General features: G+C 33.1%; 12 protein-coding genes and 1 tRNA gene. 7 read left to right on the forward strand and 6 right to left on the reverse strand.

Annotation, left to right across the window (positions count from 1 at the left end):
- Positions 1 to 55 precede the first annotated feature (55 nt).
- From B0A81_RS19355 to B0A81_RS19380, 6 genes are all read left to right on the forward strand, one after another.
- Positions 56 to 1234, forward strand: coding sequence for an acyl-CoA dehydrogenase family protein (locus tag B0A81_RS19355; protein WP_089059528.1), 1179 nt, complete (start codon positions 56 to 58; stop codon positions 1232 to 1234).
- 87 nt (positions 1235 to 1321) lie between these two features.
- Complete coding sequence (locus B0A81_RS19360; protein WP_089059529.1) at positions 1322 to 2104, forward strand: DUF3050 domain-containing protein; 783 nt, start codon at positions 1322 to 1324, stop codon at positions 2102 to 2104.
- A gap of 156 nt (positions 2105 to 2260) precedes the next feature.
- The gene (locus B0A81_RS19365; protein WP_089059530.1) at positions 2261 to 3085 is read left to right on the forward strand and encodes an AraC family transcriptional regulator; all 825 of its coding nucleotides are present in this window, start codon (positions 2261 to 2263) and stop codon (positions 3083 to 3085) included.
- Between the two features lie 69 nt (positions 3086 to 3154).
- A complete protein-coding gene (locus B0A81_RS19370) occupies positions 3155 to 4120 on the forward strand; it encodes a nitrilase family protein (RefSeq protein WP_089059531.1) in 966 nt (321 codons plus the stop codon).
- A gap of 72 nt (positions 4121 to 4192) precedes the next feature.
- Positions 4193 to 4699 (forward strand): GNAT family N-acetyltransferase, encoded by a 507-nt coding sequence (locus B0A81_RS19375; RefSeq protein ID WP_089059532.1) that lies wholly within the window; start codon positions 4193 to 4195, stop codon positions 4697 to 4699.
- Between the two features lie 128 nt (positions 4700 to 4827).
- Positions 4828 to 5211 (forward strand): helix-turn-helix domain-containing protein, encoded by a 384-nt coding sequence (locus B0A81_RS19380; protein WP_089059533.1) that lies wholly within the window; start codon positions 4828 to 4830, stop codon positions 5209 to 5211.
- 59 nt (positions 5212 to 5270) lie between these two features.
- Here the strand turns inward: B0A81_RS19380 and B0A81_RS19385 are convergent.
- Together B0A81_RS19385 and B0A81_RS19390 are read right to left on the reverse strand one after the other, a co-directional pair.
- A tRNA-Ser gene (locus B0A81_RS19385) sits at positions 5271 to 5357 on the reverse strand.
- 60 nt (positions 5358 to 5417) lie between these two features.
- Positions 5418 to 6287, reverse strand: a complete 870-nt coding sequence (locus B0A81_RS19390) for a LysR substrate-binding domain-containing protein (RefSeq protein WP_089059534.1) — start codon at positions 6285 to 6287, stop codon at positions 5418 to 5420.
- A 91-nt stretch (positions 6288 to 6378) separates the two neighbouring features.
- On the opposite strand from B0A81_RS19390, the gene B0A81_RS19395 reads away from it, so the two are divergent.
- Positions 6379 to 7620 (forward strand): MFS transporter, encoded by a 1242-nt coding sequence (locus tag B0A81_RS19395; protein WP_089059535.1) that lies wholly within the window; start codon positions 6379 to 6381, stop codon positions 7618 to 7620.
- Between the two features lie 217 nt (positions 7621 to 7837).
- Here the strand turns inward: B0A81_RS19395 and B0A81_RS19400 are convergent, their stop codons facing one another.
- From B0A81_RS19400 to B0A81_RS19415, 4 genes are all read right to left on the reverse strand, one after another.
- Positions 7838 to 8866 (reverse strand): asparaginase, encoded by a 1029-nt coding sequence (locus B0A81_RS19400; protein ID WP_089059536.1) that lies wholly within the window; start codon positions 8864 to 8866, stop codon positions 7838 to 7840.
- Entirely contained in the window at positions 8856 to 9992 is a 1137-nt protein-coding gene (locus tag B0A81_RS19405; RefSeq protein WP_089059537.1) for a 1-acyl-sn-glycerol-3-phosphate acyltransferase, read from the reverse strand. The genes B0A81_RS19400 and B0A81_RS19405 overlap by 11 nt, the downstream gene beginning before the upstream one ends.
- 64 nt (positions 9993 to 10056) lie before the next feature.
- Complete coding sequence (locus B0A81_RS19410) at positions 10057 to 10836, reverse strand: TatD family hydrolase (protein ID WP_089059538.1); 780 nt, start codon at positions 10834 to 10836, stop codon at positions 10057 to 10059.
- Positions 10837 to 11141: 305 nt separating this feature from the next.
- On the reverse strand, positions 11142 to 12791 hold the full coding sequence (locus B0A81_RS19415) for a S41 family peptidase (protein ID WP_089059539.1): 1650 nt from the start codon (positions 12789 to 12791) through the stop codon (positions 11142 to 11144).
- Positions 12792 to 13022: the final 231 nt, after the last annotated feature.

A 13022-nucleotide genomic window follows, 5' to 3' on the forward strand; every position in this document is an offset into this window, starting at 1 on the left:
ACTTTGTTTTGTTATATTTATATTGCGTAAATTTGTTTAGTAAAACTATACAAAAATGAAACCAGATTTATTTCAAGCTCCAGATTATTACAATCTTGATGATTTATTAACAGACGAACACAAACTAGTTAGAGAGTCTGCACGTGCATGGGTTAAAAGAGAAGTTTCTCCTATTATTGAGGAATTTGCTCAAAAAGCAGAATTTCCTAAACAGATCATAAAAGGTCTAGGAGAAATTGGCGGATTTGGACCTTATATTCCTGTAGAATATGGAGGTGCAGGTTTAGACCAAATTTCGTATGGTTTAATTATGCAGGAAATAGAACGAGGTGATTCTGGTGTAAGATCTACGTCATCTGTTCAATCTTCATTAGTAATGTATCCTATTTGGAAGTATGGAAATGAAGAGCAGCGAATGAGGTTTTTACCAAAACTGGCAACAGGTGAATATATAGGATGCTTTGGTTTAACCGAACCAGATCATGGATCGGATCCTGGAAGCATGATTACCAATTTTAAAGATATGGGTGACCATTATCTTTTAAATGGTGCTAAAATGTGGATTTCAAATGCTCCTTTTGCTGACATTGCTGTTGTTTGGGCAAAAAACGAAGAAGGACGTATTCATGGTTTAATCGTTGAACGAGGAATGGAAGGTTTTACAACTCCTGAAACTCATAATAAATGGTCACTTCGCGCATCTGCAACTGGTGAATTGATTTTTGATAATGTAAAAGTGCCTAAAGAAAACCTTTTACCAAACAAATCTGGTTTAGGCGCACCGCTTGGCTGTTTAGATTCTGCTCGATATGGAATCGCTTGGGGTGCAATTGGAGCAGCAATGGATTGTTATGATACTGCTTTAAGATATGCCAAAGAAAGAATCCAGTTTGGAAAACCAATTGGAGGAACACAATTACAGCAAAAAAAATTAGCCGAAATGATTACCGAAATCACAAAAGCTCAATTATTAACTTGGCGTTTAGGAGTTTTAAGAAACGAAGGAAAAGCGACGACAGCACAAATTTCGATGGCAAAACGCAACAATGTAGATATGGCAATTCACATTGCAAGAGAAGCCAGACAAATGCTGGGCGGAATGGGAATCACTGGCGAATACTCAATTATGCGCCATATGATGAATCTTGAAAGTGTTATTACTTATGAAGGAACTCATGACATTCATTTATTAATTACTGGAATGGATGTAACTGGAATTTCGGCATTTAAATAATAAACAACTATTAAATTATACACAAAATCAATTTAAAAGGCTTCTTCTTACCAGGAAGCTTTTTATCTTTGTATAAAATTTTCATACATGAATATTGAAACTATACACAATAGCATTCAACCTCAAAAAGAGCAGCTTTTAAAACACTCTTTATACAACAAAATACACAGCATTGATGATCTTCACATCTTTTTAGAAAATCATGTTTTTGCTGTATGGGATTTTATGTCTTTATTAAAAGCTTTACAAGCCAAACTTACTTGCACAACAACGCCTTGGTTTGCTACCAAAAATCCTGAAACAAGATATTTAATCAATGAGATTGTTTTAGCAGAAGAAACAGACTTAAGCATTGACGGCAGAAGACAAAGTCATTACGAAATGTATCTTGAAGCAATGGAAGACTGCGGCGCTGATACAACCGAAATTACTAAATTTTTGAATGAAGTAAATTCACTTCATAATATTTTTGTTGCCATAAAACAAAGTTCTGTTCATCCTGAAATAAAATCTTTCTTAGATTTTACTTTCAGAGTTATTGAAGAAGGAAAACCGCATCAAATTGCTGCTGCTTTTACTTTTGGAAGAGAAGACTTAATTCCGAGTATGTTTACCGAAATCCTCAAAAACTTTCAAAAAAACTTTCCTGATACTGATTTAAGCAAACTTGTTTATTATTTCGAACGTCATATTGAACTTGATGCCGACGAACACGGACCAATGGCAATGCAGATGATTACAGATTTATGTGAAGATGATGCGCAAAAATGGAAGGAAGTTGAAGAGGTTTCAATATTAGCTTTAGAAAAACGAATTGGACTTTGGAATGCTATTGAAGAAGAAATTCTGATGAAAACTGAAATGGTCTAAAACAAAATAAGTTATTTAACGTAACTACTCTTTAAAAAATTCCAATAACTAAAACTGTTTTAACACCAGATAAGTTATTGGATTTTTGTTTTTCACTACTAAATTGTGGTTTGAAGAAATTAAACTGTCTTAAAAAAGCAGATTAAAAACGAGATTATGCAAGTTTCACCACCAAAAGAACTTTCTCCCTATATCAAGCATTATCTATTTTTAGATAATGCGGAAACCGCTGTACAAAAATTTCGCTTATTTTCAGACGGGAATACTGGACTTGTATTTTCTCTAAAAAGCAAACTCATTTCTGGAATTAATAAATATGAAATAAAAGATTATCTGCCGGCTTCCTTTTTATATGGACAACTTAACAGTTATAAAGATCTTTATTCTGAAAATGAAATAACGTTGATAATTGTAGTTTTTCAGCCCAACGGAATACATCAATTGTTAGGAATTCCTGCCAATGAATTTCATGATTCTATTGTTTCTGTCGAAGATATTTTTGGCAAAAAAGCGGCAGAGCTTCAGGAGAGCCTGTTTCAACAAAACAATCAAATGCGAGTTGAACTGCTTAATTCTTTTTTTAAATCATTAATCGTTCCCAAAACAGCTTCAAATCAATTATTAATAGATCATTCTATAAACTTTATTACTACCAATAAAGGGCATTTTACAATAAAACAATTAGTTGAACATACCGGTTACACAGAAAGACATCTTGAAAGAAAATTCAAAGAATGCGTCGGATTGAATCCGAAAAAATTTGGTAATGTGATAAGATTACATCATTTTCTAAAATTATTAAAAGACAAAACGGATAAAACCAACTTAACAACAATTTGTTATGATGCTGGATTTTCAGATCAATCTCATTTAATAAAAGAATTTAGAAAACACACAGGAATAACTCCAACTGAATATGTACACAGCAGCGGGAAATTAACCAACAATCTTATAAAAAGATTTCCTCCTTTGTCATTCTAAAATGTCGGTTTTGTACAATTTATAAAATATTGGCTCTGCTATTTTTGACTAAAATTAATAGCGTACAATATGAAAAATCTAAAAATAGCCACAGCTCAGTTCGAAAACAAAAGCGGCGACAAAAACTACAACTTATCTGTAATCGAAAAACTTTCTCAAAAGGCATCTTCCGAAGGATGTGATGTGATTTCGTTTCATGAATGTTCTATAACCGGATATACTTTTGCAAGAAGCTTATCAAAAGAACAAATATTAGACATAGCAGAATTAATTCCGAGTGGAGAAAGTATTTTAAAATTGACCGAAATTGCTGCAAACAACAACATTGTCATTTTAGCCGGACTCTTTGAAAAAGACGAAAACGACAATTTATTTAAAGCTTATGTCTGCGTAGATAAAAATGGATTAGTCGCTAAATATCGAAAATTACATCCGTTTATAAATCCGTATTTAACCCCTGGAGATCGTTATTGTATTTTTGAAATTGAAGGCTGGAAATGCGGTATTTTAATTTGTTACGACAATAATATTATCGAAAATGTACGCGCCACAAAACTTTTGGGTGCCGATATTATATTTATGCCTCACGTAACGATGTGTACACCTTCTACCCGACCTGGAGCTGGTTTTGTCGCACCGCAGCTTTGGGAAAACCGCGAAGCTGATCCCACTTCTTTACGCCTAGAATTTGACGGAATGAAAGGCCGAGATTGGTTAATGAAATGGCTGCCGGCAAGAGCTTACGATAATGCGATTTATGCCGTGTTTTCAAACCCAATTGGTATGGATGATGACCAATTAAAAAACGGTTGTTCAATGATTCTTGATCCGTTTGGAGATATTCTGGCGGAGTGCCGAAGTTTTGATGACTCTTTTGCAACGACTGTACTTACACCAGAAAAATGCATTCAGGCAGGAGGAAATCGTTATATAAAAGCTAGAAGACCAGAATTATACAAAGATATTATTGGTCAAAATCACAAATCAGAACAAAATGTAGTCTGGCTGAACTCTGATAAAAAAAACATAAATTAAGGTTTTCGCCTATTCAGAGCAATTGAAAAATTTACCTTTGAAGATTCATTAATTTACAGAACAACACTAATAATGGAATTTTTTAAAACTACAAATGAAGATATCGATGCTGTTTTCGATATTTATAATGAAGCTACATCTTATCAAAAAACCGTAAATAATAAAAGCTGGAGAGGTTTTGAAAGAACATTAATAGAAAAAGAAATTGCCGAAAATCGTCATTTTATAATCAAAGAAGGAGATGAAGTTGCTTGTACATTTGTACTTACTTTTAATGATTTAATTATCTGGAAAGAAGCCAGCAAAGATCCTGCAGTTTATTTGCATCGTATTGCTACAAACCCAAAATTTAGAGGACAATCATACGTTAAAAAAATCATAGACTGGACTAAGGAATATGCCAAAGAAAACGGTAAAGAATACATTAGACTTGATACACACAGCGGCAACGAAAGGATAAATAAATATTACACCAGCTGTGGTTTCACCTACAAAGGAATAAGTACTATCGAATGGACAAGCGAATTACCGGAACATTATAAAGAAGGTTCTTTTAGTTTGTTTGAGATTAAGCTTTAGATTTGTGTTTTAATTAATCAGCTGAAAAACTGTATTTTTGTAGAAATAATGAAAGCTGTATCTTACAAAAAAAGCCTGTTTTTTACCAAAATATATTTTTCTTTAAGATTTTTAAATACCTTTGATTTATGAGCACAACAACAAAATCAAGTCATATAGGACGCAAAATCAGCCGTATTCGCGAGCTGAAAGACATGAAACAAGAAGCACTTGCAGAGGCTTTAGGTATAACTCAACAATCTGTTTCGAATATAGAAAACAGTGAAAATATAGACGAACAAAAACTTAAAGAAGTTGCTAAAGCTCTTGGAGTTACTGTTGAAGCAATTAAAAACTTTTCCGAAGAAGCTGTATTTAATTACTTTAATAATATTTATGATAATGGTGTTTTTAATACTGGTAATTATTGCAATTTTAACCCTTTAGATAAAGTTATTGAGCTTTACGAGCGTTTGGTGCAGGTTGAAAAGGATAAAAATGAATATTTGGAGAAATTGTTGAAAGGGAAATAAAGCACTTATATTAACAAAAAAGAGATCTGAAAATTTCAGATCTCTTTTTTTGTTTTCAGCAGAGAGGAAGGGATTCGAACCCTCGATACAGTTACCCATATACTAGCTTTCCAGGCTAGCTCCTTAAACCACTCGGACACCTCTCTATTTTGGTCTGCAAAGAACACAAAAAAAATCGAGTTTCAAAAGTAAAACTCAAGATTAGTTTAAATGCTTTTTCTAAACTCTTCCATGAATAATTTTACTGCCTTTTTCTGGTAACCACCAATCGTTAACATATACGATTCTCGCTTGGTGACAACGCCTGTAATCTGAATGGCTTTAAGATTATCCCAGCCTTTTAGCGCTTTCTCGGCTACAATTGTTGCCCAATCGCTGTTTTCTACCATTTGCAATAAGGCATGAATTGAATTTAATTCTATTGAGATTTTTGGTTTCATATTGTATTTTTTAAACAATACTTCGACATATTCTCTTGAATTAGATCCTTTTCCGGGTAAAATAAGCGGAACATCTTCTATTTTCTTAAACGGTATTTTACCTAAAGAGGCTAAAGAATGTGACTTAGAAACTGCCATAACCATATTTGAAGTAAACAAAGGCACTTTCTGAATTGGAAGTTCAATTTCATGCGATGAAATAACCAAAACCAAATCTAATTCATTCGTCAGTAACTTTTGTTCTAAAGCTTCTGTAGTTCCATATTCGACTACAATTTTTAAATTTTGGTATGTTTTTGCAAAGGCATTTATAACAGGCAAAATCAAAAGCCCAAAAATATACGTTACGCCTAATCGGAGTTCGCCGCCAATCATTTCGTTTAAATCTTCAATTGCCTGTTTTCCATTTTCTACATTTTCAACCACTTTTTTAGCATGAATTAAAAAAACAGAACCTGCTTCGGTAAGCTGAACCTTTTTTCCAATCCTTTTAAACAAAGGCATTCCCAGTTCCTCTTCAAGTTTTTTTATTTGCTGCGAAAGTCCGGATTGCGTCACAAAACACAATTCGGCAGCTTTTGTAAAATGCAATACCTCAGCAGTTTTAATAAAATATTCGAGTTGATAAATTTCCATATCGATAAGTTTTACTACTTATAATGAGTAAAATTATTAATTTTTCTAATGAAATCATAATCCCGACCTTTGTAAAAAAATATTTCAGGTTATGTTTAAAGCGTTAAAATCAAGAAACTTCAAGTTATTCTTTTACGGACAGTCCGTTTCTGTTATTGGGACTTGGCTTCAAAAAACAGCAGTGAGCTGGATGGTTTACAGCATTACCGGATCTGTATTTTTGTTAGGTTTGGCTACTTTTTTAAGCATGATTCCATCCTTGTTTTTAGCGCCATTGGCAGGAAGTATTATTGGCAGATACGACAGACATAAAGCCATGATTTTATTGCAGTCTTTGGCAATGCTTCAAGCTGGAGCTTTGGCTCTGTTGATTTACTTAAAAATTTACAACATCAATTTTATTTTGGCATTAAGCCTTTTTCAAGGAATTATCAATGCTTTTGATATGACTTGTCGACAAACCATGATGATTGATATTGTCGACAATAAAGAAGATCTTCCCAATGCGGTCGCCTTAAACTCAACCTTAAATAATTTTGCCCGAATTGCAGGACCTGCTTTAGCGGGAATTATATTGCATAACTATGGTGAAGACATTTGTTTTATTGGAAACTTTCTAAGTTACATTCCAGTTTTAATATCCTTATTAATGATGAAAATCACGCCGCATATTAAAGCAGTTGATAAATTTAAAATGCTCGAAGATTTTATTGAAGGTTTTGATTACATCAAAAAAGAAGCTGAAATGGCCAAAATGCTTTTAATGTTAACCTGCAGCAGTTTATTTGTAATTTCTTTTAATACTTTGATGCCGGTTTTTGCCAAAGATATTTTTAGCGGTAATGCACAAACTTTCAGCTGGTTTGAAAGTGCGGCCGGAATTGGCTCAATCATATCGGCAATTTATCTGGCTAATTTGAAAAAATCAGACAATATGAGCAAAATAATGATCGCTGCGAGCTTATTATTGGGTTTCAGCATCATTATACTCGCCTACTCAAATAGTTTAACTATTGCTTTAATTTGCATGGCTTTGAGCGGCGTTGGCATGATGGCGCAAACCTCATCTATAAATATTTACATTCAAACGCAAAGTGTCGTCAATATGCGTTCGAGAAGTATCAGTTATTATTTAATGGCTTATCAAGGAATGATTCCTGTGGGAAGTTTGATTATTGGTTATGTTTCGCACATTATTGGAACTCGAAATACAGTTGCCATTCAAGGAATAATCAGTATTATCTCTGTAATTGTTTATGTGTATTACAAAAATCGCAGTTCTCAAGCGGATTTAGAAACTTGTCCAGTTCGTTATAAAGATTCAAAGTTTTAAATTCCAATTATAGACAATCTTGTCATTTCGATCCCGAGGCTTCGGGAGAGAAATCTTAGTTAGAAATTCGACAAAGATTGATCTTTTTGGAGCGGAGTTACTTGTTGAGATTTCTCGTTCCTCGAAATGACAAACTAATTTAAAAAAAACAATAAAAAAATCCCAAATTCCAACTTTTAATGTTTGGGATTTGGGATTTTAAATATTAGATTTTAATCTAAGAAATTTCCCCGCGCAGTGCAGTTTCAAAGATACTTTTAAATTCGTTTTGAGGAATATTATGACCTAACAAATACATTAGTTTTGTAATTGCGGCTTCTGTAGTAATATCTTTTCCTGAAATAACTCCAAGCGACTTTAAGGCTGTACTCGTTTCGTACTGCCCCATATTTACACTTCCGCCAGAACATTGTGTTACATTTACAATGTGCATTCCAGATTTGATAGCTTTTTCAATTAAATGTAAAAACCAATCTTCGGTTGGCGCATTTCCTGAACCGTAAGTTTCCAGCACAATTCCGCGTAATCCTGGAGTTGCCAAGATCGAAGCCAAAACGGTTTCACTCATTCCTGGAAACATTTTTATGATGGCAACATGATTATCTAAGTTCTTATGAACGATCAAATCTGCATCTTTATTTACAGGAAGAAACAAATGAGAGTTTAATTTTAAATGAACTCCCGATTCTACCAATTCAGGGTAATTTGGTGCTGTAAAAGCTCTAAAATGCTCCGCATTTACTTTTGAAGTACGATTTCCTCTGTATAATTTATATTCAAAATAAAGGCAAACTTCTGTAATTACAGGTTTCCCATTTTCTAGAAGTGAGGCAATTTGAATTGCTGTAATCAGATTTTCTTTTGCATCCGTTCGTAAATCTCCAATTGGTAATTGAGAACCTGTAAACACAACTGGTTTTGCCAAATTCTCAAGCATGAAACTCAATGCCGAAGCTGAATATGACATGGTATCTGAACCGTGAAGAACTACAAATCCGTCATAAGAAGCATAATTTTCTTCTATGATTTCTGCAATTTTTGTCCATTCAGAAGGGTTCATATTAGATGAATCTATCGGGTCTTCAAAAGAAACCGTTTCGATTTCACAATCTAATTGTTTGATTTCAGGAATCTTTTGCAATAACTTTCCAAAGTTAAATGCTTTAAGCGCTCCTGTTTCAAAGTCCTTGCTCATACCGATAGTTCCACCGGTATAAATTAGAAGTATTTTAGCCTTAGATGACATCACCGTATTTTAATTTGTTGACAACCGGATTGGCATACATCGCAAGAAAGCCTTGTCTAGTAACAGGATTATCGCTGCCAATACGCATTTCTAAACGACGCTCAAACAATGATTTTTCACTGTCTTTGTATAGATGAGAAAATGTATTTGTTTTATGCAAAATATCGTAGGCAATAAAATTAGTCGGCCACAATTTATAGTTCTTCAATACTGAATCGTCTATAACTTGAGCTAGAGCTTGAATTTGTTTATTGGCATTGTCATTTTCTGCTGCGATCTGATCAATTTCCTTATCCAGAACATCGCCTACCGAAATATGTATTCTCTTTTTGGTTCCCATGATACCACTTAAAATGGTCATGAAATCTTCATTTTTTTCTTTAATATAAACTTCATTGTTTGCTTCTGCCATTAATTGCGGCATTTTCAAAACATCTGTTGGATCATATTCGTATGAAATAGAAACGGGAACAATTTTTAATTTCTTAAAATAATCCATCAAATTGGCTTCATCAGAACCCATTCCAATCATTTTTAAAACTCCTGGATTCGTTTCGTCGTTTCCATCTTTGGTACGTCCTTCTCGCTGTGCAATCCAAACTGAGCGGTTTTCACGAAGCAGTAAGTGCCCAATATATTCTGATAATAATTTAGAACTTTGCAGCATTTCACGAGGCGTTAAACCTCTTAAAACCAAAAAGTTTCTATTTAATTTTGCCAAGGTTGACAAAAATGCTTTTTTCACTAGATTATCTCCAATTGCAGAAGCTGTCATAACCAAACCATGCTCAAATAAACAAACATTAAGCAATGTTGTATCTAAAAGGATATCTCTATGATTTGAGATAAACAAATAAGATTCATTTTTCTCTAATTTCTCAAAACCTGAAGTGGTAAGTCCTTCAGAACTTCTTTCAAGAACTTTTTGAATGGTATTGTAAATAAAGTTGCATTGAAAATCACGAATCGAATGTGTTTTCTTAAGCTGTTCCTTCCAAACCTCATCTTCCACATCCGGAAAAGTAAAATTCATCATAGCTTTCATCATCGGATGATTGACTACACCATGAAGTGCTTCATTTATTTCGGAATCATAGAACGGTCGAATGGCATCAAATCTCTGCATTATTATTTATCTGTTTAAGTGGGCAAATGAACAAAAAAAAAATTAAAGTATTGTAAGGTGTGGGTTAAATACCAAAAACGGCTTTTGAATTTTGTGTTGTAATGTTGGCAATTTCTTCTTCAGAAACATTATATATATCGGCTAGTTTAGCAATTACATTGACTAAATAACTGCTTTCATTTCTTTTTCCTCTGTACGGAATTGGCGCTAAATAAGGTGAATCTGTTTCTAAAACGATATGTTTTAAATCGATTTGATTTAAAAACTGATCAATTTTTCCGTTCTTAAAAGTCACAACTCCTCCAATTCCTAACTTCATATTATAAGATATTGCCTGATGCGCCTGCTCTAAAGTTCCCGAAAAACAATGAAAAATACCGAATAAATCGGCTGCTTTTTCTTCTTCCAAAACTTCAAAAATTTCATCAAAGGCTTCGCGGCAATGAATTACGATTGGCAATTTGTATTGTTTTGCCAATTGAATTTGTTTCTTAAAAGCAATCTGCTGTTCTTTTAAGTGCGTTTTATCCCAATACAAATCGATTCCAATTTCGCCTACAGCATAGAATTTTCGTTTAGATAATTCCGTCTCAACATGCGCTAATTCTTCTAAATAATTATCTTTTACATATGTTGGGTGCAAACCCATCATCAGGAAAATATTATCTGGGTAACTTTGCTCTAAATCATACATAGACTGTGTTGCAGCGGCGTCGATTGCGGGAATAAAAAAACGAGTAATTCCGGCATCGATAGCTCTTTGAATCATTGCGTCACGATCCTGATCAAATTCTTCAGAATATAAATGTGTGTGTGTATCGGTAATAATTGGTTTCAAATTCAATTGTATATTTTTAAAGTTGTCAAAATTACGACAATATTAAAAGAATAGCAATTATGTAAAATAAACCCGCAAATTTGGCGGATTCACTTTCCTAAAAAGAGATATTTCTGTTATTCTAAGAAACAAGCGATGAAATACTAACTAAAAAAAACCTTTGCCAAGATTTAAAACTTTGACAAAGGTTTGCAAATACAGTATTAAAGCTGTCGCCCTGAGCGAAATCGAAGTCCAGCAATAAAAAAGCCCCCAATTCTTCTATAATTGCTTAAGTGGTCTTCGATTTCGCTCAGGATGACATACTCTACTTATTTTCCCGTTTCAATAAAAGCTAAAGCACGATCCAAAACCTCATCTTTTCCTTCTTGAATTCCTTTAATAGTTGGTTCTATCTTGATGTCTGGAATAATTCCTATTCTTTGGGTTTCTCTGCGATCTGGGTAATAAACTCCAATTCCCGAAAAATTGGTATGAAACCCTGAAAAATCAAATTCAAAAACATTTCCGTCTGCTCCTGCTGTCTGACTTCCTATAATTGTTGTATTTCCTGCAGTTTGAAAACACATTGCTGTCCATTCTGATTGACTTATAGAATCTTCATTAAGCAGTACAATTACTTTTCCTTTATAATGATCTTTATTTTCAGAACCGCAATTTCTTCCTTTTGTCCAATTATAACGTCCTGGATAATTTAGATATGGCATTGTGTAAACGCAAAAGACTTTTTCCTGAGGATTCAAAAATTTAGCAATTTCTTCAAATGTGCCTTTTGGATAATTTCTCATATCAAAAACAATTGCTTTTGAATCTTTTAGACCGTTAATCATATCTGGAATATGTATTGGTTTTATAACTCCCATGTTTACATAACCAATATTATTCTCTAGAAGTTTAAACTTATCTTTCTTTTTCTGAGCTCCTTTTTTATACTCATTTCGATGCGAATCATGATAATTAAACCATGTCATAGACTTTGTTTCGTATTTTCCATCTTTTAGAAACTCTACTTTAACATTTTCAGATTCGCTTCTTAAAATTTCTCCTGCGACTTTGTTTCGATAAGAAACTTCGTTTGAAGCACATTTAATATCTCTTTTTTCCTCAAGAAGCTCTTTAATACTCTTATCATCTATTTTAGTGATTACAGTTCCTATTTTAATATTATCAGCTTCAGCGAGACTGTCTCCTAAAATCTCTGTAATTACCAATTTCTCATCGATAATTTTACCTGCAGCTGGAAAATAAAAAGATGCCTTTTTTCCTGTTTCTAATGACGAATAAATAAAAAATTCAACATGACTGTCATCTAGATTTACTGCCGCTTTTCTTAATGCTTTATAAAAGTCTTCTGGTTTTTTCGACTGAACAACAAGAGGTAATACCTCGTTTAAAGTTAGATCCCATTTTTGATCCATCAGATATTTATATGGAAAATAATATTCTACCACATTCCAATAAGAAAACAACATTAAAAGTCTGTAGTTTTTATCATTATAATCTAATTTGAAGTAGTTTTTCAAATTTTTAAATCCATCAAAACTAGGCCCAAACTCTTCATTAACTTGAAATCTGTTGTCTTCGATAAATTTCAATTTTTTCGAAAGTTTCTTAGAAAACAACTTATTATTGAACCAGCTTAAATCAAAGTTTTTATCAAAAAATTCGACCTCTTTTGGTATAACAATCGGCGTAACTTCTTTTACCGGCCCAAGATTATCGATCCAGTTTTCCAGCACCAGCGAAAACTCTTCTTTGGTTTTTGCGTTTTCTATTTTTGGCAAAGTTTCAAGAAGCTGGTTATCCCAATTTAATTCTCCACCGGCAGCTTTTGGATGATAATATTTTAAGAATCCCCAAACTTTGCAAGCAGCCGTAAGTTTTTCGGTTTCTGTAATGTTAGAGTGGCTGAAAATGGTTTGTGAAAAAATAATAAGAAAAAACAAAGTGATTTTCTTCATTAAATAAGTACGGTTAAATTAATATTAGTTTTGGGGTTGGTTAACAGCATAAAATTAAAATCGAATTTAGGGCATAATTTCTAATTTCTATTACGTCTTTACGTAAACTGCTGCTATAAATTCATTTATTTTTGATTATTAGCTCATTTACAGCACTAATACATCAAAAAACAGCATAAAAAAAGATTCGCAAAGTATTTATTTCCTTGCGAATCTCTATTCTCTTTATTC

The organism is Flavobacterium plurextorum, assembly GCF_002217395.1.
Taxonomy (GTDB): domain Bacteria; phylum Bacteroidota; class Bacteroidia; order Flavobacteriales; family Flavobacteriaceae; genus Flavobacterium; species Flavobacterium plurextorum.